This window comes from Secundilactobacillus odoratitofui DSM 19909 = JCM 15043 (assembly GCF_001434895.1).
Taxonomy (GTDB): Bacteria; Bacillota; Bacilli; order Lactobacillales; family Lactobacillaceae; genus Secundilactobacillus; species Secundilactobacillus odoratitofui.
The window spans coordinates 367,897-389,753 of sequence record NZ_AZEE01000030.1 but is presented as its reverse complement, the minus strand read 5'-3'; the positions used below and the strand labels follow the sequence as shown (position 1 = coordinate 389,753).

Genomic DNA, 21,857 nt, shown 5'->3' with positions numbered 1-21,857 from the left:
ATTTTCTGAACGAAAATTCGAATCCCTTTAAATTAACTAAGCTTCAACGTATTGCGTCAGAAGTTGCTTCAATTGATCTTTCGTGTGGTAACCCACAACAGTATCAACCACTTGGCCATCTTTCTTAACGAGTAAGGTTGGAATGCTCATAATACCGAACTTTTGTGGGGTGGCTGGATTAGCATCTACATCCATCTTGTTGAATGTGACAGTATCCATTTCATCCGCCAATTGTTCAACAACTGGTGATTGCATCCGACAAGGACCACACCAAGTTGCCCAAAAATCTGTTAGTGTCACACCGGTTGCGGTGTCATTTTCAAAAGTCTTATCTGTCGTTTCTACAACAGCCATAAAACGATCCCTCCCTTTATTGTTTACAATTAGTAAGTTTATCAGATTTCACCGAAAGAACAAGCTTTTTGCTTACGTTCGCTTATAATTTGACGATTGTTGAACCGTCGCCACCAGCGTTGGCCGGTGAGAACCCAAATTCTTTAACGCGACGATTAGACTGCAAGTATTCCGTCACGCCTTTACGAAGCGCGCCAGTACCCTTACCATGAATAATCGTCACTGACGGATAACCGGCAAGCAATGCGGAATCAATAAACCGGTCAACTTCCGCCATAGCCTCTTCGTAACGATGCCCTCGTAAATCAAGGGTTGGTGACACACCGTTCGACCGGGTCCGTTTCACGGTGGCCCGTGGCTTAGGTGCCTTTTCATCTTCTGGTGCCGCTTTGTCCAGATCCGTATCCTCAATTTTCATTTTTAAGATACCCATTTGAACTTCAAAATGGTGCGCGTCCAACTTGTCCATAATCACACCACGTTGACCATACGACTTCACCAGCACTTCGTCACCCTTTTTAAAGTTGTGCCGCCGCTTTTCACGATTCAATACCCGGTTCTTCTTCAACCGCTTATCTTGCTGCATCGCATTGATTTGACCTTTAGTATCAATCAATTGATCCTCTTTAATGATGGTCTTGCCCGCTCTTAATTGCTTTTTGCGAATATCACGAATGATTTCATCCGCTCTTACCCGCGTTTTTTCAACAATTTCGTTAGCCTGGTCCTTAGCCTGATCCATCAAGTTGGTCTTCTGCTTTTCATAATCTGCAAAAGCAACTTTCAAATCATGTTGAAGTGTTTCGCTCTGTGCCAGGGTTTCAGCCGCCGCTGCAGCGTCATCGTCAGCCCGCTTCTTTTGAGCGGTTAAATCAGCAATCATATTGTTGAGATCTTGACTGTCGTCATCCGTCAGACTACGTGCCTCATCAATAATGGTTTGTTTAATACCCAGCCGTTGAGCAATGTCCAGTGCGTTACTTCGTCCTGGAATACCAATAAGTAGACGATACGTTGGCTTTAAAGTCTGCGTATCAAATTCCATGCTGGCATTAATCGTTTCGGGACGGTTGTAACCGTAAGCTTTCAACTCAGGGTAGTGGGTCGTCGCAATCACTTCACTGCCCATGGCACCAATTTCATCAAGAATGGACATGGCCAATGCGGCACCTTCCTGGGGATCAGTCCCAGCACCCAATTCATCCACCAAAATTAAACTATGATCAGTCGCATGATTTAAAATCGTCACGATGTTTTCCATGTGTGAGGAGAAGGTACTCAAGTTTTGCTCAATCGATTGTTCGTCACCAATATCAGCAAAAACCTCATCGAATAGCCCGACTTGCGAATGCTCATTAGCCGGTATAAATAAGCCGGACTGTGCCATTAATTGGGTTAAGCCAACGGTTTTGAGGGTGATGGTTTTCCCACCGGTGTTCGGTCCAGTCACGATAATCGCCTTGTAGGTTTTACCAAGTTCAATATCGTTGGCCACAACTTTATGTGGATCGATCAATGGGTGACGCGCCTGTCTTAATGCAATTTCATTATCCGCAGATAAGATTGGTTCGGTTGCTTTGATTGCGTGGGCATAACGAGCCTTGGCGTTCACAAAGTCCAAGTGGCCTAACAAACTGGCATTGGCTTGAATTTCAGCTTGATAAGGTCGCAACTGATCAGACAGTTCAGCCAAAATTCGGCGTTCTTCTTGCCGCTCATCGATCTGCGCTTCTCGAAGTTGGTTGTTTTTGGCAACCACACCTTCTGGTTCAATATACAGCGTTTGACCACTAGCACTTTGATCGTGAACAATACCGCCAAAGTGGCCTTTATATTCTGCTTTAACCGGCAAAACGTACCGGTCATCTCGGATAGTTACCAACGTATCGCTGAGGTACTTGGCGTTTTTACCACGAGTGTAACCAGCCATCTGCTCACGAATTGTGCCCTCAAAATTATTGATTTGACGTCGAATGCGTCTTAATTCAGGCGAGGCTTCATCAGTTAGACGACCATCGTCTTCCAACGATACCCGCAACCGTTTACTGATCTCAGGCAAATGAATCAATTGCCCCACGGACTCGTAAAGCTGACGTAAATCCACCGGTCGGTCTTTTAAGTCATCAAAGAAGCGCACGACCGCCTGAACTGTTTTGAGCACCTGACTGATTTGGGCTAACTCAGTCCCATTGAGCGTCCCATCAATCGCCAACCGTTTGAGGTGCGGACTCACATCCGCCAACTTGGGAATCGGAATCCCCCCTGTTAATCGGTAAATATCAGCACCATCTTTAGTTTCATCAATTTGGGTTTGCACCCACTGTTGATCATCTGATGGCGTTAAAGCTTGTAATTCAGCGTATCCAGATGCAGAAACAATGTGCTGTCTCAATTGTTGTTTAATCTGGTCGTACGCCATAGTTTGGTATATTTTATTATTCATCTCAATCTCCTAAAACAACGATTCAGCGGCTAACTGATCCAAATTAGGTTTGACCTATTCAGTCGGTTGGTCAGAATCGGCTTGAGGTTTTTCATTTGTTTGTTTCAACTGATCGTACGCAGCCGTCTTTTGCAACTGATCAGATATTGCATTAAAGGCGATCAAGACTGCCGCCTCTTCCTTGGTCATATCTGGGGCCAGTTTTTTAAGCTGCGTCAATTGTTGATTCATAATACTCGTCACTGCTCGCATATGTGCTTCTGATTTGTTGCCTACGATCGTGTACGTTTGCCCATCGATCACAGCCTTAAAGCGGCGTCGTGCAGCAGCCTCATCTGTTTGGTTATCCAACGTATCCACCACCCTGCATAAAACTCATTTAGCCGCTGACCCAATCGGACCAGCGGCTAAATGGTAAGAATCCTAACGGCAAGCGGTCAGTCAATCTGTCGTACAGACTGGCTGATGCTGCCATTTTAAACGCTTATTCGGGATCAGGTACGCCCCAGTCTTGATCAGAGGCATCTGTGCCGCCACCATTCAAGAAGGTGTTGAGCATTGATTCAACCATGTCCCATTCTTCATCAGACTCGATTGGCATCAAATCGCCACCTTGAGGATCTGCGGGGTCGTCACCGTCAGCTAATTGATAGGCTTGAATATCAACCTCTTCATCATCTGACTTACCAGCAGGATACAATAAAATGTATGACTTGCCGTAATCTGGTGACTTAAACGTAAATAGCACGTTGTAAAGTTCTTCACTGCCGTTTTCGTCGACAATTGTAATTTGTTGTTCGTTGTTTTCACTCATATTAGTGACCTCACTTTTCTTTAGTCAATGGGCCTTTACGATCCAAGTAATTCTGAAGAATCAAGCTTGCCGCAAGTTTATCGATCACTTGCTTACGCTTCTCTCGCGAAGTATCCGCTTCTTCTACCAGCATCCGCTCGGCTTCAACTGTCGTTAACCGTTCATCCTCAAAGTCGATTGGTAACCCAAACGTCTCCTTGAGTAACTCACCATAATCTTGAGCAGCCTGAGCTCTGGGTCCCAACGAATTGTTCATGTTTTTAGGGAGACCAAGCACAAACCCAGTTACTTCATACTGTGCAACCAGTTCTTTAACTCGGTCGATCCCGAATTGTTTTTCATCTTCATTAATTCTGATGATTTCAACGCCCTGTGCCGTCCAACCGAGTAAATCACTCATCGCGACACCAACAGTACGTGAACCTACATCTAATCCCATTAATCGCATTACTTAGTCAACGTCCCATTCTCATTCAGGTAGAAGCGAACCAATTCTTCGATGATCTCATCACGTTCATGTTTACGAATCAAATTCCGCGCATCATTGATACGAGGAATATAAGCCGGGTCACCAGAAAGCAAGTAGCCGACGATCTGGTTAATTGGGTTATACCCCTTTTCCTCAAGCGCTTGATACACTGTCACTAAAGTATCATGAACGTCCTTTGGTTGTTTATCGTTAAAATCAAAATACATGGTCTTATCTAACGTACTCATGATCACACCTCCACCGATGTTCTTTGTTCTTATTCTACCGGATTAACCAGTGAACGACAACGGTTGTGTTGTGTTGTAATTGGAATGAAATATAACTCCAATTTCACATCTTAATTCAGCTAGTAATACAAGTCTAACACGTTAATCTAAATTTGACAGCCATTTTGCTGCTTCATCCATTGCTGCTTGTAGTCCAGCAGGGTTTTTACCACCGGCTTGCGCCAAGTTAGGTCGACCGCCACCACCACCATTGATTTTTGGTGAAATTGCTTTGATCAAATCACCAGCTTTAACGCCAGCCTTGATTGCATCATCACTAGCAGCCACGATCAAGTTGGCTTTTTCACCAACTTCTGCACCAAGGACTAACACGTCTGAAAGTGATTTTTGACGCCATGTATCTGCTAATTGACGCAGTTGATCCATCGAAGAAACTTGCACAACGCCAGTAATCAGTTGCTTACCGTTAACTGTTTGAACGTTATCAAAAATTGCACCAGCTTGTTGACCAGCTAACTTAGCCTCTAAGCTTTCGGCCTTGGTATTAAGCACTTTGATTTGTTCTTGAAGTTGTTGAATCTTAGTCGGCACTTCAGCAACCTTTTGAGACTTCAAGCTGGCTGCAGCGGTCGTCAAAATTTGATCATGATCATTCAGATAGGCAAAGGCATCACCAGCCGTTACGGCTTCGATTCGACGAGTGCCCGCACCAATCCCAGTTTCGGATGTAATCTTGAACAATCCCAGTTCATTGGTATTTTTAACGTGGGTCCCACCACAGAATTCAATTGAAAAATCACCAATTGAAACGACCCGAACCTGATCACCATACTTATCGCTGAACAACGCGATGGCACCCATTTTTTTACCAGTGGCTTGATCAGTAACCGTAGTCGTTACGGGAAGCTCTTCAAAAATCTTTTCGTTCACGATTGCTTCAACCTTGGCAAGGTCATCATCAGTTACTTGACCAAAGTGGGTGAAATCAAACCGCAAGTAGTTTGGTTCAACCAAAGAACCAGCTTGTTGTGTATGTTCACCAAACACATTACGAAGGGCTTGGTCTAGTAAGTGGGTTGCGGTATGGTTCTTTTCAACCTTGCTGTGGAAATGGGCGTCAACTTTCAGCGTAACTTGATCGCCCACTTTAATTGCTTGGTGTAACTTCAAAGTGTGCAAGTTTTGACCATTAGGCGCGTGTTGAACATCTTCAACGCTGGCAATCACGTTGCCTTTAGCATCTAAAACATTACCCTTATCGGCAACTTGACCACCCATTTCGGCATAGAACGGTGTCTTGTCAAAAATAACCTGGGCGTATTCACCCTCTGTCGATTGAACGAGAGCACCGTCAGCCAAGATATCACTAATCGTCGCTTTTTCAACTTCCAATTGGGTGTAACCGACGTATTCACTTGGTGACTTGACCCCAATCAATAAATCAGTTTGCACACCCATTGAATTATCTGAATTACGAGCCTGTCGTGCGCGGTCTCGTTGTTTCTTCATTTCAGCTTCGAATCCGGCTTCGTCAACTTTGATACCCTCATCAGCGGCGTATTCACGGGTTAACTCAACTGGAAAACCATACGTGTCATAAAGCTTGAAGGCTTCTGCACCATCAATTTCAGACTGACCGGCCTGTTTTGTTTCGGCAATCAATTCGTTTAGTAAACTCAGGCCATCAGAAAGCGTCTCGTTGAAACGATCTTCTTCAGACTTAACCACCTTAGCAATGTAATCACTGTTCTTCAGTACTTCGGGATAGTAGGCCTTCATGGCTTCACCAACAACTGGCACCAACTTATATAAGAAGGCCCCATCGATACCAAGTTTTTGACCATTCACAACGGCCCGACGAATCAACCGACGGATAACGTAGCCACGCCCTTCATTAGAAGGTAAGGCGCCGTCGCCAATCGCAAAAGTGATTGCTCGAGCGTGATCGGCAATCACCTTGAACGACACGTCATCCTTCGCATCAGCGTTGTACTTTTTGTTATCGCTGAAGTCTTCAGTAGCGTGAATCATTGGTAAGAACAAATCAGTTTCAAAGTTGGTTTTAGCATTTTGGAACACAGACACAACCCGTTCCAAGCCCATCCCAGTATCAATATTTTTCCGGGGTAATGGTTTGTATGAGCCATCAGGTTCATGGTTAAACTGAGAGAACACGATATTCCAAACTTCCAAGTAACGTTCATTTTCGCCACCTGGGTAGTTTTCAGGATCATCTTCAGCCAGATTATTGAAAGATTGACCGCGATCGTAGAAGATTTCACTATCTGGGCCTGAAGGGCCTTCACCAATATCCCAGAAGTTATCTTCGGCTTCGACGATATGGTCCGCCGCAACGCCAACTTCTAACCAGCGTTGTTTAGCAGCATCGTCTTTAGGGTAGACCGTCATGTACAGTTTATCTGGATCCCAGCCAAACCAGTCTGGCGAGGTCAGTAATTCCCAAGCCCAAGCAATGGCTTCATCCTTGAAATAATCACCAACGGAGAAGTTACCCAACATTTCAAATAAAGTGTGGTGTCGTGCGGTCCGACCAACGTTTTCAATATCATTCGTCCGAATACTCTTTTGCGAGCTGGTCATCCGCGGGTTCTTAGGCACAACGGAACCGTTAAAATAATTTTTCATTGTCGCAACACCAGAGTTGATCCAGAGTAAGGTTGGATCATCAACTGGAACGAGTGATGCACTAGGCATAATGGTATGCCCCTTGCTCTTAAAGAAATCCAGATACATCTGACGGATCTCACTACTACTTAATTCTTTCATGCTTTCTCTCCTTTAAAATAATAAAACATCGCTGCTAGTAAAGACGCCATGGACGCGGTACCACTTTACTTGCAACGATGTTAATCGTTTACCTCTTAAGCTCAGTTCGTTGAGCAACGGTTATTCAGTTGAGCGGTGAGGGAGCACCATGGTCAGGATTCGTTTTTCACAGCAACCAAAACGTTTCTGAAATATCCAGTTCCAAAGCATATCCGCACTGCAATACGTCGTTTAGTATACGGCAAAACCTATGTCCGCGCAAGTCACCCAACTCAGCTTATTGGTAACGCTGAGAAGAAGATTTCTTTTGCTTTTTACTTGTCCGACGATCTTGACGTTGTTTCAAGCGGCGTTCATACATTTGTTCCTTAGAAATGGCTTGCTTGATTTTGCGTTTATAGCCAGGCTTTACTTTTTGTTTCTTTTTGTGAATCTTACCTGCCATGGCTCCAGAAATCTTAACGGTCTTCTTAGCCCGCTTTTGACGACGGTTTCGGTCAAAGGAATCGACAACCTCACCGTTTTTGATTTCTTTTGGCTTAAACGTGATGCCCATATCTTCCAATGCTTCAATTTGATCTTCTTCATCGGGTGAATAAAAAGTGATTGCCGTACCTGGCAGGCCTTTGCGACCCGTTCGGCCAACCCGGTGAACGAAGTAATCAAGGTCCTCTGGGATACCATCGTTGATGACGTGGGAAACACCATCGATATCAATCCCACGAGCTGCCAAGTCAGTAGCCACCACAAATTGATAATCAAGGTTTTGAACTTCCCGCATGACCCGTTTACGCTGTCTAGCAGGAACATCGCCATGAATGACGGCAACTTTGAGGTTCTGCTGTTTCAGATAAGTCGCAATTTCAATGACCCGCTGCTTGGTGTTCGCAAAAACCAAGGCGAGGTATGGTTCACCCATCGTCAATAATTGATAAATTAAGGCATTTTTAGAGTGGCCCTTCGTCGCCAGCAACCAGTTATCAATGGTTGGACTGATGACTGACTTTACTGGGATCTCTTCCACAACGGGATTAGCCATATATTTACGTAAAAATGGCTTGAGTTTTTCAGGAATCGTAGCGGAAAAGACCATCATTTGTAATTTTTCAGGCATTCGAGCCGCAATTTGGTCAACATCGGCTAAGAAACCTAAGTCCAGCGTCATATCAGCTTCATCAACGACGAACTGACTAGCCGTATGCACGTCTAAAGCACCTGTTTTAATCAAATCCCGAATTCGTCCTGGTGTCCCAATGACTAACTGGGGCTGTTCATGCTCCAACTTTTCGATTTGCCGACGCTTGTCAGTTCCACCAACGTAGTTTCCCAACCGCAGTGGTTCCGGACTGAATTTAGCCAGCTGCTTGGCATCCTCATAAATTTGGTAGGCTAATTCACGGCTTGGGGTCGTGATAACCGCCTGGACTTCATGATTATCAGCCTCTAAACCATCAAAAATGGGCAATAAAAAGGCGTGGGTCTTACCACTACCCGTTTGTGATTGGCCAACCACGCTTTTACCAGCACGAACCACCGGAATCAGTTTTGCTTGCACCTCAGTAGGTGCTTTAAATTGGAGTTCAGTTAAGGCCGCCAATAAAAACGGCTTTAAACCAAACTCACCAAAAGTTTGACTCATTTTATTCTCCTTGCTCTAACAGTAGTGTGTCGAGTTCTTTTACAACTTGCTTGATTTCATCATCATCATGAGCGAGCGCACCGCTAGCTAAAGCGTGACCGCCACCGCCATGGCGCTTTGCTAATTCGTTGATGGCAGGGCCCTTTGACCGTAAGCGAATCCGGAACGTGTGGTCCTTTGATTCCACAAAAATCGCCCAGGCTGTCACTTCTTTAAGTCGGCCCGGCAAAGGCACAACCGAACTAGTGGATTCATCACCCAGTTTAAATGGCTCTAATACTTCATCACTTAATTTAATGTAAGCTGCACCACTAGGTAAAATCGTTAATTGATCATAAACGAAGGCCGAAAGTCGCGCCAAAGGAATTGAAATCTCATCTTCTTTTTGGTTGACGTCACTGGCGGAGAAGCCAAACGTCATGAGCTGACCCGCAACCTGCATCGTGTGTGGCGAAGTAGCTGGGTACATAAATCGTCCGGTGTCGCCCACGATACCTGCATAAAGCAATCGGGCCGCTTCATCTGGACAAGTCAGTTGATCTTTAAACGCAGTGTAAAAATCAAAAACCAGTTCTGACGTGCTGGAGGCTTCAGGTGCAACCCACATCACATCACCAAATTGATCATCATTTGGATGATGGTCGATCTTAATCATTGCATCGCCTTTCGTATACCGATCATCGTCAACGCGTGGCTGATTAGCAGTATCGACAACGATGACTAAGGCATGCTCGTATACAGTATCTTCAATGGTATCAGTGGTCCCTAACCAGTCAAAGCCAGGATATTGTTTACCCACGGCATAGATTTGTTTGTCAGGAAAACTAGCCTTTAAAATCGCAGCCAACCCCATTTGAGAGCCGATTGCATCCGGATCTGGTCGCTGGTGCCGGTGAATAATAATGGTTTGATGTTGTTTGATTATCGATAAAATTTTGGATTGGGTTTCTTTTAATGTCATATGAATCACCTTTCAGACGCTTCGTTCAGTCATCATTACAGTATAACGTTTTAACCAGAAGATAAGCAAGCAACCGAAAATAAAAAAACATTAACCAGTTGCAAACCTCAAAATTCGTGATCATCGTCAAAAAGCGCTAATCGCATATTTTCAAATGCAATTGGTGCTAGCCCCGTTAAGGTGATACCTAACAACCGAATACCCTCTTGGCTCTGTGGTAGATCGTCCATGATTTGTTTGGCAAGTTGTGCGTAAATCTGTGGCTGATTGTCAATAAACTCGGCTTGCGTAACGCGCTTGGTCTGGGTTTTAAAATCACCGTAGCGGACTTTCAAAACTAAGGTCCGGCCATGCATCTGTTGCTTTTTAACGGTTTTGGCCACCATCTCAGCCAGTTTATCGAGCTGTTGATCTGCTTCACTTCGCGTCGTCAAAAAGGGCCAGTAAGTGCGTTCCTTGCCGATTGATTTTCGATCTCGTTGATACTCAACTGGGCGGTCATCTACCCCACGAACGCGTTGGTAGAGGACTTCACCAAACCGGCCAAATTTTTGAATCAAGTCTAACTCATGCCATTTGAATAGATCAGCACCGTTTTTAATGGCCAACTCATGCATCTTCGGCACCGTTTTCTTGCCCACGCCCCGGAAACGTTCGATTGGCAGTTTCATCAAAAAGTCGTGTGCGTCACTGGCGTGAATAATCGTGATGCCAACTGGTTTACGATAATCGGATGCTTCTTTGGCCAAAAACTTACTGTAAGAAACACCAATTGAACTAGTTAAATGAGTCTGATCCCAAATTTCCGCCTGAAGTTGGGTCGCCAGGACGACTGGATCATCAATTTGACGCTTGTTGGTTGTGATATCGAGGTAGGCTTCATCAAACGCAACGGTTTCAATGATATCTGTAAAGGTGTGAAAAATGGCGTGGATTTGATCTGAAATTTCACGATAATGGGGAAAGTTGGGGGTTACAAACACCGCCTTGGGGCAAAGCTTGAGCGCCTGCTGAGCTGGCATCGCTGAGTGGATACCAAACTGTCTGGCAACATAATTAGCGGTCGTCACAACACCACGCCCGCCAGTTTGGCGAGGATCCCTTGAAATCACCAACGGTAGCGTTTGGTAAGCGGGGGTGTCTCGCTGCTCAATCGACGCGTAAAAGGCGTCCATATCAACGTGTAAGATTTTTCGATCATCATTAATTTGAATTGGATTATCCATCAGCGTCACCCCCCCTTAAAACAAAAAATCTCCCACTAACTGGGAGATTTTGCTTACTTGTCTGCTTTTGGCTCTTCTGAAGCTTCGTCGGCTGAATCGTCAGCTGATGTCGCATCATCAGTTGTTGCAGTTTCGTCTTCTTGCGTTGTCGTTTCTTCAGTCGTAGCTGAGGCCACTTCACTGGCTGCAGCTCGCTGAGATACGGTCGCAATGGCGTTCATATCAAAGACCAAGTAAATACCGTCACAATCAAGTGTAACCGTCTTTGCTTCTTGGTTGATTTCATCAATCACACCGTGAAGACGACCAATAGTAACAACGTGATCGCCCTTCTTTAATTGGTTCAAAGTATCTTGGTGCTTTTTTTGTTGCTTACGTTGTGGTCGGATCATTAAGAAGTACATCGCAACGATCATTACCACAATCAATAACATGCTAGAGTATCCACTAGCACTTGAACCTGCTAAAACGTCCAAATTCTTTCACCCACCTTTGTCTATCCTATAATTTAACAAAAAAAAGTCATTCAGTCCATGCTATCTTAGAAGTTTTTAGGATTTGGCACATTATAACCATAGGCTTCGAAAAACTGCTCCTTAAAATCTAACAACCGATCATCCATGATTGCTTGTCGAACATCGCCCATTAAATGCAACAGGAAGTAAAGGTTGTGGTAACTCGTTAGTCGCAAACCGAAGCTTTCATCTGCCTTGAATAAGTGACGAATATAAGCCCGCGAATAATTCCGACAGGTATAGCAATCACAGTTATCATCAATTGGATTAAAATCACGTGCAAACTGAGCGTTTTTAACCGTCAATCGACCGTGGCTCGTCATACAAGTACCGCGACGGGCAATTCGGGTCGGTAACACGCAGTCAAACATGTCAATGCCACGAATCACGCCATCGATGAGTGAATCAGGCGAGCCAACCCCCATTAAGTAACGCGGTTTGGTTGTTGGTAGCATTGGTGTCGTAAATTCGAGCACACGATTCATTTCCGCTTTTGATTCACCAACCGATAGACCGCCAATTGAGTAGCCTGGAAAGTCCATGCTAACTAAATCTTGCGCCGATTGGCGTCTGAGATCTTCATAGCCAGCCCCCTGAACGATACCAAAAAGGCCTTGCCAATCAGGATTTGCATGGGCTTTCAGGCCTCTTTCCGCCCACCGGGAAGTTCGTTCTACGGAGTGCTTAATGTAGTCGTAGCTTTCAAAAAATGGTGGACATTCATCCAAACTCATCATAATATCTGGGCCCAAGTCGTTTTCAATCTGCATCGCTTTTTCAGGCGATAAAAATAGCTTATCGCCATTGGCTGGATTGCGGAAGTGGACACCTTCCTCTGTGATGTTTCGATTCTCAGCTAGTGAGAAAACTTGAAAGCCACCAGAATCAGTTAAAATTGGCTTTTGCCAATTCATGAACTTGTGCAAACCGCCAGCTTCTTTAACAAGGTCTTCACCTGGTTGCAGCCAGAGATGGTAGGTGTTAGCAAGAATCACCCCTGCGCCCATTTGATCCAGTTCTTCCGGAGCAAGTGACTTCACCGTCGCTTGCGTGCCAACCGGCATAAACATTGGGGTTGGAAAAGTACCGTGTGGCGTGATTAGTTCACCCAAACGCGCACCAGTGTCCTTTTCAGTTTTAATAAGGCGATATTTAATCGCTGGTTCCATAATTTTCCTCCGTGGTTAGGACTAGTAACGGCCCCTTATTCAAATAGCAATAAGAGGTCGTCGTCAGTTACTTAATAAACATTGCGTCGCCAAAACTAAAGAAGCGGTACTTCTCGTCGATGGCGTGTTGATAAGCGTTCAAAATCATATCGCGGCCAGTAAATGCAGCAACTAACATTACCAACGTTGATTTAGGCAAGTGAAAATTGGTGATGAAAGCATCAACCACTTGCCATTGATAACCAGGCTTGATGAAGATATCAGTCCAGCCAGAATCGGCCTTAATCTCACCATGAAACTTAGTCCCAATCGTCTCAAGCGTCCGAATTGAAGTCGTCCCCGTGGCGACGATTCGACCACCATTAGCACGAACCTCGTTGAGTGTTTTGGCAGATTCTTCCGAGAGTTGATAAAACTCAGAGTGCATCTTGTGATCTTCAATGTTCTTCTCATCCACTGGACGGAAAGTACCAAGACCGACGTGTAAGGTTAGATACACTAACTTAACACCCTTATCTTGAACCTGTTGGAGTAATTCTTTGGTCCAGTGTAAACCAGCAGTTGGCGCAGCCGCCGAACCATTCTCTTTGGCATAAACCGTTTGGTAACGTTCCGGATCATCGAGTTTTTCCTTGATGTATGGTGGTAATGGCGTTTCGCCGAGTTTTTCGAGAATCTCCATAAAAATCCCGTCATAGTGGAATTCAATCATCCGGCCACCATGCTCTAATTCTTCCGTGACCGTGGCCGTTAACAAGCCGTCACCAAAGCTAACTGTGGTCCCAACTTTAATTCGCTTAGCTGGTTTCATCAGTGTTTCCCATTCGTCACCCTTGGTGTTGTGCAAGAGTAGCACTTCAACGTGACCGCCAGTTTCTGGCTTAACGCCATAAATCCGGGCTGGCATGACCCGAGAGTTGTTCATCACAACTGCATCACCGGGGTTAAGTTGATCAATGATATCGTAAAAATGTTGATCGCTTAATTCACCGGTCTTGTGGTCTAATACCAACAAGCGTGACGCGTCACGTTTTTCGATGGGGGTTTGTGCAATTAACTCGTGTGGTAAATCGTAGTCAAAATCTTCGGTTGTAAGTGTCATTATCTGATCCCTTTCAGTTTGTTTCTGGTGTAATACCTAGATGTTCGTATGCGAGTGGTGTAACCATTCGACCTCTGGCAGTTCGTTTGATGAAACCCTTTTGAAGTAAAAACGGCTCGTACATTTCAGCCACTGTATCAGTCTCTTCACCAACATTAGCTGCCAAGGTACTCAAGCCAACTGGGCCACCATTGTAAAATTTAATCATCGTTTCAAGCAACTTCACATCGGTTTGATCTAAGCCCGCTTCATCAACTTGAAGCATTCTCAATGCTTGTTGAACGATTGGCTTATCAATCGAGTCATGTTGATCCGACACCTCTGCAAAGTCTCTAATTCGCTTCAACAAGCGATTAGCAATCCGCGGGGTTCCCCTTGAACGACGGGCAATCTCATGTGCCCCTTCTTCTTGGATGGGCGAGTTCAAAATTCGGGCAGATCTAGTCACAATTTCTTCCAAATCATCAGTGTCATAATACGCCATATGACCGACAATACCAAACCGGTCGCGCAGTGGCGCTGAAAGCAAACCAGCCCGCGTCGTTGCACCAATCAAGGTAAACGGTGGCAATGGAAAGTGGATGGGGTGTGCGGTTGGTCCCTGCCCCACCACAATATCGATGAAGAAATCCTCCATAGCAGAATAAAGCATCTCCTCAACCACCTTCGGCAAGCGGTGAATCTCATCAATAAATAACACATCGCCAGGGTTGAGTTCGTTGAGTAAGGCAACCAGATCACCCGTTTTTTCAATCGCAGGACCACTGGTAGTTTTAATCCCAACCTGCATTTCGGTCGCGATAATCATGGCCAGCGTCGTCTTCCCTAAACCAGGCGGTCCGTACAGCAAAACGTGATCAAGTGCTTCTTCACGTTTTTTGGCAGCTTGAATGTAGACGCTCAACTCACGCTTAAGCGCCGTTTGACCAATATAAGTCGCTAGGCTTGACGGTCGAAGCGATTGCTCAATCGACGATTCAGCGTCATCTTGCGCTGAACCGCCAATAACGCGATCATCTTCAGTCATCTCAACTCCCCCTTCCTTTTGTTTACTTCGTTAATAGCTTTAACGCTGCACTTAAATAGGCATCCGTTGTCTGCTTTGAATCTGCCCTTAAAGTTTTTTCAACCCGTTTAATATCGCGATCACGATAACCTAACGCTGTTAACGCTGCCAGCGCATCTGCCAAGGCAGCATCCGTTTGACCGGCATCAACTGTGCGCTCAGCTTCAAATAGCCCAGTCTGCGTTAAGTCGGTTAATTTGTCACGTAAATCCAACACGATTTGCTGAGCAGTCTTTTTACCCACACCAGGAAACTTCGTTAGATAAGTGACATCATCGTGACTAATGGCATCAACAATGGCCTGCTGATCACCGTTGGCCAGAATGGCTAAAGCGCTCTTGGCACCAATACCAGAGACCGCTAATAATTTTTCGAATAATTGTTTTTCTTTTAGTGACCCAAAGCCATATAGCGTTTGCGCTGTATCACTAATAGTTTGATGGACATAGATTTTGACCATCGCGTCACTAACTTCAAATTGAAATGGATTTGCAACGCGAATCAGAAATCCAACACCGTTCACATCGAGTACAACGTAAGCGGGTTGAATCTCCACAATTTTGCCTTCTAAATACTGATACATTCACCACAACTCCAGTCCAATTAAACGTATGTTTGCCTGTCAAATTGTACCATGCACCCCACTCCAGCGCAAGCAGCGTCAAAATCAAAAAAACACGCGAAAGTCATCATGGATGACGGCTGCGTGCTTAATCTTGATTTAACTTTGAGTGTGTCGGTCGGTTATTTTTAAGCTTATCTGGTTTTACCGTGAGAGCGATCATACCAGCAAAAATACCGAGATAATAGGTCAAAATTCGCCAGAGTAACATTGCCAAAACGAGTTTGCTGGAATTGGTGATGTAGCTGCCAAATAAAATGGTAAACGCATATTCCGCGCCACCAGATCCACCAGGAATCGGAAAAATGGAAATCACCATCACGATGAGCACGTGTAGACAGGTGATCATGACAATATTGGCTTGCGTATAGCCTAGTGACAACATGATAAAATACGGCACTAAATAATAACTCATGAGTTGAACAAAGGTGATCAAAATCACTTTCAGTAATAACCGCCATTGCCCAATCAGTTGAACCGATTCTTCATAAAATAGGTCAACTTTAGTATCCAGTCGAACAATCATATCAACTTTACGTTCTTGGTGACCAAACCAGCCAACGGGTGAGAGAACCACTCGTAACGCTTTTTTGGTGAACTGCGGCCAAAACATGACCATAAATAAACCGATGATAACGGCAAAGTGAATGAGAAAACCAAAGACCACAAATAAGGACAAGTAGCTCATTTTGCTTACCATATAGTGAAAGCCAATGACCAGTGCAATTAAAAAGTTAACAACGATCATGGCTTGGTAAACAATGAATTTCATCAGCAAGATTGAACTTGCACGACCACCATCGATGCCACTTTGCAGCATCGCAATGAGCTGGGCCGGTTGACCGCCGGATGAAAATGGGGTTATCCCGTTAAAAAGTTGTTCAATCAATGGAATCCGCAAAGCACTTTTGAACGAATACTGACCGATCCGCTCATCCACAAAAATTTTGACCACCAGGCCTTCTAAGGCGAAGTATACCAGCATGCATAATACTGCCGTCAAAAGCCAGCCTTGATGAATGGTGGTAAAGTCACGAATCAATATATTTAGTTTAACATCTCGCAGTGAGTAGCCAAATATGACCACGCCCAGCAAGATGATGAGACCTAACGCAATTTTATTTCGTCTCGACATGACTACTTTCCTCTTTTGGCCTGTTCAGTATAAAATTCGATCCAGATTTTAGCCAGTCTAGCTTCTGAATAATAATCAGCCGCGTGTTTTGCTTTAGTCTTTAATGCTGTAAGCGCCTGCTCATCCGTACTGAGCTTTTTTATCCATGCATCCATTTCCTCAACGTCTTTGGCAGCGGCGTAATCGTCTTGAATAATCGCGTGATACAAGTCCAAATCACGCAGTAATACCGGTGTATGAGTGCTGAATGCTTCTAAAACTGACATCGGGAAAAGTTCATTATAAGATGGTAATAAGAAAAGGTCTGCCATGTTATAGTAATCAACTAATTTATCGCGGTCCACAATACCAGGAAAACTTAAATTATCGGGTGGATTATCCACAACTTGTTTGAGGTCTTCATAACCATCCGTGATCCGACCAAATGAAAAACCGCCCGTCCAGATGAATTGCATCTCTGGATGCCGTTTAGCAAGTTCAATAAAATCGAAGACCCCTTTGCGCACCTGAACTTGACCAGATCCCAAAATTGTAAACCGATCTTGGTAACCATATTGCTTGCGTAAGTGAAGCTTGGTTTCAGCGTCAGCAGGATGAAAACTAGTGGCACTGACAAAGTTGGGAATATAAGTGATGTGTTCCTTTGGAATGCCGTACGCCTCTAATTTAGAAATAAACGACGGATTAACCACGACCAGTTGATCCATGCGTTTATAAAAGGCAATCACGTACCGGTAAAAAACAGCTTTAGCAATCTTGGGTAATTTTAAACTACCTTCTAAAGTTTCTGGTAAGAAATGAACAAAGCCAATTTTGCGACCTCGTCCCGGCATAAAAGTTGATAAATAATATGGAAAGTTAACGGTATGGTAATGGCTAATGTCGCTACGGCCATAACGATTAATTTGAATGGTTAGTTGATCACTCGCACGCGTTTTGAGGAGTTTTACCAGTTCCAGGTAAACACTACCGACGCCCTGCCCCTTAACCGAATCTGCGGCTGAAAACATTGTGATTTTAATCATGATTGGCTCCGTTTCATTAATTAGTTGCTGACATCAGCCGAATCTTGCCGACTTTCTTCATAATTGAATTGGGCATCTTGATAAAAATCAACGATGCGATGGCCAAATGTCTCGCTAGACACCTGTTTAAGGGTTTCATCTAACGCGGCGGTATCAGTAATTTGGGAATGTTTGAGATAGTAAATCACGTCTTCAACCATTTCATCATAAGTCTTAAATGTTGTTCCAAGTGCTGGATTAGTCAATAAATCGTCTGTATACGGACCACTCTTAACCACGATCTTTGTATCAGCGGCAAGCGCTTCGATATAAGTGAGTCCTTGGGATTCAGAATCCGAAGCCGAAACAAATAAGTCGGTGGCGTGATAGAACGCAGATACTTCATTATTGTTGATCTCACCAGTAAAGACCACGTGATCGTCTAAACCAAGGGTCGTCACTTGTGCCTCCAGTGTTTCCCTGGCAGGACCGTCACCAACAATCATTAACCGAGCATCTGGTAAGGCAGCTAATATTTTAGGAAAGCCATCAATAACTTCTTTGATATTTTTCTCGTATGCCAACCGACTCAACGATAAAATCATCGGTGCATCGTCGGGAATTTGGTACTTTTCTCTGACATCCAATTCGTTTTCATCCGGCTCATACTGTTCCAAATCAATACCAGTTGGGATGATTCGAATTGGTGCCTTGACACCATAACTCGTGAGCGTATCCAAAACACGTTCACTCGGTGCTACAACCCCGTCTAAGTGCGTGCAAAACGCCAGTGTCATCTGTTTGACGTGGACCGGCTTCAACAACTTACCATTCGCAACATAATGCAAGTAATCTTCATACATCGTGTGATAAGTGTGCAAGCACGGAATTTTGAGTGTTCGAGCGACAAACTTACCAATCATGCCCATCGAAAATTCCGTTTGGGTGTGCACAACATCTAAGTTAAGTTCTTTGGCTAATTGGTAAGCGTGAAACAAGCCACGAAAGGCTACTCGGCGATCCGTAAAGGACACAAACGGTACACTTGGGAAACGAAAAATATTGCGCTCATAAACATCTTTTTCAATGTGTGGATCCGTTGTCGTAAAAATATAAACTTGGTGTCCCTGTTTTTCCAACTCATGGCGCAGTGTCTTGATTGATGTCGCAACACCACTCACTTGAGGGAAGTATGTGTCCGTAAATATACCAATGTTCACGACTATCCCCCATTTCTTAAAATCGATTCGTTCCTACTTAATGGTAACAATTATATTGGTTAGGTGTGCTGATTGCAAGACACGCTACTGAATCGATAGACGCAATTCAGCACCAGCACACCAGTTAGTTACTCAACCAACTAACTATATCGTAAAGCGATAGGTGATGCAACCTGCTTTGCCATTTTTTAAGATTTAGCTAAATAATTATTGATTGTGTAATATTATATATAAAATAGCATACGCCACTCTTTGTATTTCGTCAACTCATGAGACAAACGTTGATTAAGCCCTTATTGCATCACCGATACGTGCTGCACGCCACTATCATTGCAAGCAGTATCACAGCACAAAAAAAGTACCAGAGAAGATGATCATCTCTAGTACTTCATTTAAAGAACCATGTCTGAATCCGGTGAACTCAGAAAACCGTTTCATCAACCAGTCGGATAACCGCTTCATTCGTCTCGGCGTTAATTGCCCTATTAGCCAAATCAACCATCTGGGTGGAATCAAGTCGCCGAAATAGCGCCCTAGTTTTAAGAATACTAGAAGCACTCATCGAAAATTCGTCCAATCCCATCCCGATTAAAATTGGCACCGCAATTTGATCGCCAGCCATTTCACCACACATTGCAGCGACTTTGCCCTCTCGGTGACACGCATCAATGACATTTTTAATCAATCTAAGGATAGAGGGATTATACGGTTGGTAAAGGTATGACACTCGTTCATTAGTTCGGTCGGCTGCCATCGTGTAGCCAATGAGATCATTGGTACCAATACTCATGAAATCAACTTCTTTAGCAAATTGATCCGCCAAAACCGCCGCTGCTGGCACTTCAATCATCATCCCAAGCCTGACCTCGCCCACCGGGATCGATGCCGCAATCAACTTTTGACGTTCCTCACGGTAAATCTGCTTGGCTTGACGAAGCTCTGGCAAAGTGGCAATCATCGGAAACATGATCCAAAGGTTACCGTAGGCCGAAGCTCTTAACAACGCTCGTAATTGCGTGCGAAAAATATCGGTCCGATTAAGGCTGATTCGAATGGCCCGATAGCCCATAAACGGGTTCATTTCGTCGGGTAATTGTAGGTAAGATAACCCTTTATCGCCACCGATATCCATGGTTCTCACCACGACCGGTTGATCACCTAACTTGGCAACCACATCACGATAAGCCGAGAATTGTTGGTCTTCAGTCGGCCAGTTATCGGCATCCATGTATAAAAACTCGCTTCGAAATAGGCCAATGCCATCAGCACCGTTATCCAGCACAGCTTGTAGATCAGCGGGGGTCCCAATATTGGCAGTAATTAGGTGGGACACGCCGTCCTTGGTCAAACTAGGCGCAAACTTCAATCGTCGCCATTCAATTCGTTGCGCAGTATAGTCAGCCGCTAAATGTTGAAATTTAGCGACTTCCGCTTCAGTTGGCTGTTGAACTGCCTGTCCGTGCAACCCATCAACGATCAGTGTCTCGCCATCGTTGATTGCGTCAGTCGCATCGCCAACGCCCACAACCGCAGGAATCTCTAATGTTCGAGCCATAATGGCTGAGTGAGACGTCCGGCCACCAACATCAGTAATAAATCCTTTAACAAACCGTCGATCGAGTTGCGCAGTATCACTTGGTGTCAAATCGTGGGCAACCACAATGACCTCGTGATCGATCAATGCAGGATTAGGTAATGTCACGCCTAACAAATTAGCCATCACTCGCTTCGTGACATCTTGAATGTCACTTGCCCGGCCCTGCATGTAGGAATTGTCACGCATATTCTGAAACATGTCGATGTAATCATCCGTTACACTGGTTAAGGCAGTTTCTGCGTTAAAGCGCGAATCCCGAATTAATCGCACAATCTGCTTGATTAATTCGGGATCCGACAAGATTTCAAGGTGCGCATCAAACACTGCTGCTTCATGTGCCCCCATCGATTTAACGGCGTTAGCTTTAATCTGTGCAACAGTCTGTTTAGCACGCACTAAAGCGTTAGATAACCGGGTCACCTCGGCATCAACGTCAGTAATTTTAGTTTTAGAATAAGAAAGGTCAGGAGCAACTAACCGATACGACTTGGCAATGGCGATACCATCACTTGCAGCAATACCATTAAGCACCTGACTAACCATTATTCAGAGAGACCTTCATCCTTCATGGTCTTTGCAACTTCAGCCATAGCTTCCTTTTCATCATCGCCATCAGCTGAGATTGTAATGTCGGTGTTTTGGCCAACACCAAGTGACATAACGCCCATGATTGACTTCAAGTTAACTGACTTGCCATCATATTCAAGGGTGATATCAGCGTTATACTTGCTAGCAGCCTGAACTAATAAAGTGGCTGGACGCGCGTGGATCCCAGTTTCTGCAGTAATACGAAAGTTACGTTTTTCCATAAGTATCGATCTCCTTTTGTGAACCAAATAGTCAAATTGGGCTACTTTTTCATCAATTTCATGAAAATAACTTATATGAAATAGTTCGAAAAGCTACCTTTATTCTAAGAATATCAATTTATCCGGGAAAATACAAGCGCTTCCCGTCATTTCATCAACCGCTTTCATTGTGAAAACTATTGCGTTTGATCGTGGTCATAATGATAAATGATGCGACCCTTTTTTTCAGCTTTACCAATGATTCGCTTTCGGGATTCAAACGACATATAGGCCGTCTGAAACGCCATAAAATCAGCAGGCTCAACTGTGAACTCATCCAACTCACCTGATTTTAATTGTGCCATTAAATTGGCATAGTCCTCAGCCAAAGTCTCACCTCCGATTATTCTTAAAATTTTACATTCACCATTCTATCATAAATGAAGGAATCAAAATGGTTAGTTTCAAAAAATAACAACATCTGACTTCAACTAAGCTCATAGTTAGTTCACTGTTCTTTCAGTTCATTGGTCATCTCACCCGATTATTTTGATAAACCTAAACAAAATCCTTGCAAGGATAACTAATTTGCTGTAAAACTTTATTTGAATTAGCACTCATGCCTACACGGTGCTAATTTTTCCAAAAACCCGTGAGCAAACTACTTGCGAATCCGTTAGGGTATTGTATAATATGTT

21 protein-coding genes are annotated in these 21,857 nt (G+C 44.3%); all 21 read right to left on the bottom strand.

Features of this window, described 5'->3' with window-relative positions:
* Positions 1–36: 36 nt before the first annotated feature.
* A complete protein-coding gene (trxA, locus tag FD04_RS12055; protein ID WP_338055723.1) occupies positions 37–384 on the bottom strand; it encodes a thioredoxin in 348 nt (115 codons plus the stop codon).
* A gap of 52 nt (positions 385–436) precedes the next feature.
* Complete coding sequence (locus FD04_RS12050) at positions 437–2,797, bottom strand: endonuclease MutS2 (protein ID WP_056949041.1); 2,361 nt, start codon at positions 2,795–2,797, stop codon at positions 437–439.
* Positions 2,798–2,851: 54 nt separating this feature from the next.
* The gene (zapA, locus tag FD04_RS12045) at positions 2,852–3,148 is read right to left on the bottom strand and encodes a cell division protein ZapA (RefSeq protein WP_056949039.1); all 297 of its coding nucleotides are present in this window, start codon (positions 3,146–3,148) and stop codon (positions 2,852–2,854) included.
* 133 nt (positions 3,149–3,281) lie between these two features.
* On the bottom strand, positions 3,282–3,611 hold the full coding sequence (locus tag FD04_RS12040) for a DUF1292 domain-containing protein (RefSeq protein ID WP_054701418.1): 330 nt from the start codon (positions 3,609–3,611) through the stop codon (positions 3,282–3,284).
* A gap of 10 nt (positions 3,612–3,621) precedes the next feature.
* Positions 3,622–4,059 carry a Holliday junction resolvase RuvX gene (ruvX, locus tag FD04_RS12035; RefSeq protein WP_054701414.1) on the bottom strand — a complete coding sequence of 146 codons (438 nt, stop codon included), beginning with the start codon at positions 4,057–4,059 and terminating at the stop codon, positions 3,622–3,624.
* Positions 4,059–4,328, bottom strand: coding sequence for an IreB family regulatory phosphoprotein (locus FD04_RS12030; protein ID WP_054701413.1), 270 nt, complete (start codon positions 4,326–4,328; stop codon positions 4,059–4,061). The genes ruvX and FD04_RS12030 overlap by 1 nt, the downstream gene beginning before the upstream one ends.
* 141 nt (positions 4,329–4,469) lie before the next feature.
* Positions 4,470–7,115 carry an alanine--tRNA ligase gene (gene alaS, locus FD04_RS12025; protein WP_056949037.1) on the bottom strand — a complete coding sequence of 882 codons (2,646 nt, stop codon included), beginning with the start codon at positions 7,113–7,115 and terminating at the stop codon, positions 4,470–4,472.
* Positions 7,116–7,392: 277 nt separating this feature from the next.
* Positions 7,393–8,754 (bottom strand): DEAD/DEAH box helicase, encoded by a 1,362-nt coding sequence (locus FD04_RS12020; RefSeq protein ID WP_054701410.1) that lies wholly within the window; start codon positions 8,752–8,754, stop codon positions 7,393–7,395.
* Between the two features lies 1 nt (position 8,755).
* Complete coding sequence (locus tag FD04_RS12015) at positions 8,756–9,715, bottom strand: DHH family phosphoesterase (protein WP_054701407.1); 960 nt, start codon at positions 9,713–9,715, stop codon at positions 8,756–8,758.
* Positions 9,716–9,822: 107 nt separating this feature from the next.
* Positions 9,823–10,941: a DNA polymerase IV gene (gene dinB, locus FD04_RS12010; protein WP_056949035.1), complete on the bottom strand. Its 1,119-nt coding sequence runs from the start codon at positions 10,939–10,941 to the stop codon at positions 9,823–9,825.
* A 53-nt stretch (positions 10,942–10,994) separates the two neighbouring features.
* Entirely contained in the window at positions 10,995–11,357 is a 363-nt protein-coding gene (gene yajC / locus FD04_RS12005) for a preprotein translocase subunit YajC (protein WP_476707412.1), read from the bottom strand.
* A gap of 125 nt (positions 11,358–11,482) precedes the next feature.
* On the bottom strand, positions 11,483–12,625 hold the full coding sequence (tgt, locus tag FD04_RS12000) for a tRNA guanosine(34) transglycosylase Tgt (protein ID WP_056949033.1): 1,143 nt from the start codon (positions 12,623–12,625) through the stop codon (positions 11,483–11,485).
* Positions 12,626–12,692: 67 nt separating this feature from the next.
* Positions 12,693–13,727 (bottom strand): tRNA preQ1(34) S-adenosylmethionine ribosyltransferase-isomerase QueA, encoded by a 1,035-nt coding sequence (queA, locus tag FD04_RS11995; protein ID WP_056949031.1) that lies wholly within the window; start codon positions 13,725–13,727, stop codon positions 12,693–12,695.
* Positions 13,728–13,740: 13 nt separating this feature from the next.
* Positions 13,741–14,754: a Holliday junction branch migration DNA helicase RuvB gene (gene ruvB / locus FD04_RS11990; RefSeq protein WP_054701403.1), complete on the bottom strand. Its 1,014-nt coding sequence runs from the start codon at positions 14,752–14,754 to the stop codon at positions 13,741–13,743.
* 22 nt (positions 14,755–14,776) lie between these two features.
* Entirely contained in the window at positions 14,777–15,376 is a 600-nt protein-coding gene (gene ruvA / locus FD04_RS11985) for a Holliday junction branch migration protein RuvA (protein WP_054701400.1), read from the bottom strand.
* 127 nt (positions 15,377–15,503) lie between these two features.
* A complete protein-coding gene (locus FD04_RS11980; protein WP_056949030.1) occupies positions 15,504–16,550 on the bottom strand; it encodes a lysylphosphatidylglycerol synthase transmembrane domain-containing protein in 1,047 nt (348 codons plus the stop codon).
* Between the two features lie 2 nt (positions 16,551–16,552).
* Positions 16,553–17,575 (bottom strand): glycosyltransferase family 4 protein, encoded by a 1,023-nt coding sequence (locus FD04_RS11975; protein ID WP_056949028.1) that lies wholly within the window; start codon positions 17,573–17,575, stop codon positions 16,553–16,555.
* Between the two features lie 20 nt (positions 17,576–17,595).
* Positions 17,596–18,774 carry a glycosyltransferase family 4 protein gene (locus FD04_RS11970; RefSeq protein WP_054701397.1) on the bottom strand — a complete coding sequence of 393 codons (1,179 nt, stop codon included), beginning with the start codon at positions 18,772–18,774 and terminating at the stop codon, positions 17,596–17,598.
* A 421-nt stretch (positions 18,775–19,195) separates the two neighbouring features.
* Positions 19,196–20,914 (bottom strand): phosphoenolpyruvate--protein phosphotransferase, encoded by a 1,719-nt coding sequence (gene ptsP, locus FD04_RS11965; RefSeq protein WP_056949026.1) that lies wholly within the window; start codon positions 20,912–20,914, stop codon positions 19,196–19,198.
* Positions 20,914–21,180, bottom strand: a complete 267-nt coding sequence (locus FD04_RS11960) for a phosphocarrier protein HPr (protein WP_054701394.1) — start codon at positions 21,178–21,180, stop codon at positions 20,914–20,916. Before FD04_RS11960 ends, ptsP begins: the two co-directional genes overlap by 1 nt.
* A gap of 176 nt (positions 21,181–21,356) precedes the next feature.
* Positions 21,357–21,548 (bottom strand): hypothetical protein, encoded by a 192-nt coding sequence (locus FD04_RS11955; protein WP_056949025.1) that lies wholly within the window; start codon positions 21,546–21,548, stop codon positions 21,357–21,359.
* Positions 21,549–21,857 lie beyond the last annotated feature (309 nt).

Excerpts from the sequence above, each read along its gene's own strand:
- FD04_RS12050 (WP_056949041.1), bottom strand. The coding sequence starts at position 2,797 with ATGAATAATAAAATATACCAAACTATGGCGTACGACCAGATTAAACAA.
- FD04_RS12040 (WP_054701418.1), bottom strand. The coding sequence starts at position 3,611 with ATGAGTGAAAACAACGAACAACAAATTACAATTGTCGACGAAAACGGC.
- ruvX (WP_054701414.1), bottom strand. The coding sequence starts at position 4,059 with ATGCGATTAATGGGATTAGATGTAGGTTCACGTACTGTTGGTGTCGCG.
- FD04_RS12030 (WP_054701413.1), bottom strand. The coding sequence starts at position 4,328 with ATGAGTACGTTAGATAAGACCATGTATTTTGATTTTAACGATAAACAA.
- alaS (WP_056949037.1), bottom strand. The coding sequence starts at position 7,115 with ATGAAAGAATTAAGTAGTAGTGAGATCCGTCAGATGTATCTGGATTTC.
- FD04_RS12020 (WP_054701410.1), bottom strand. The coding sequence starts at position 8,754 with ATGAGTCAAACTTTTGGTGAGTTTGGTTTAAAGCCGTTTTTATTGGCG.
- FD04_RS12015 (WP_054701407.1), bottom strand. The coding sequence starts at position 9,715 with ATGACATTAAAAGAAACCCAATCCAAAATTTTATCGATAATCAAACAA.
- dinB (WP_056949035.1), bottom strand. The coding sequence starts at position 10,941 with ATGGATAATCCAATTCAAATTAATGATGATCGAAAAATCTTACACGTT.
- yajC (WP_476707412.1), bottom strand. The coding sequence starts at position 11,357 with ATGATCGTTGCGATGTACTTCTTAATGATCCGACCACAACGTAAGCAA.
- tgt (WP_056949033.1), bottom strand. The coding sequence starts at position 12,625 with ATGGAACCAGCGATTAAATATCGCCTTATTAAAACTGAAAAGGACACT.
- queA (WP_056949031.1), bottom strand. The coding sequence starts at position 13,727 with ATGACACTTACAACCGAAGATTTTGACTACGATTTACCACACGAGTTA.
- ruvB (WP_054701403.1), bottom strand. The coding sequence starts at position 14,754 with ATGACTGAAGATGATCGCGTTATTGGCGGTTCAGCGCAAGATGACGCT.
- ruvA (WP_054701400.1), bottom strand. The coding sequence starts at position 15,376 with ATGTATCAGTATTTAGAAGGCAAAATTGTGGAGATTCAACCCGCTTAC.
- FD04_RS11980 (WP_056949030.1), bottom strand. The coding sequence starts at position 16,550 with ATGTCGAGACGAAATAAAATTGCGTTAGGTCTCATCATCTTGCTGGGC.
- FD04_RS11975 (WP_056949028.1), bottom strand. The coding sequence starts at position 17,575 with ATGATTAAAATCACAATGTTTTCAGCCGCAGATTCGGTTAAGGGGCAG.
- ptsP (WP_056949026.1), bottom strand. The coding sequence starts at position 20,914 with ATGGTTAGTCAGGTGCTTAATGGTATTGCTGCAAGTGATGGTATCGCC.
- FD04_RS11960 (WP_054701394.1), bottom strand. The coding sequence starts at position 21,180 with ATGGAAAAACGTAACTTTCGTATTACTGCAGAAACTGGGATCCACGCG.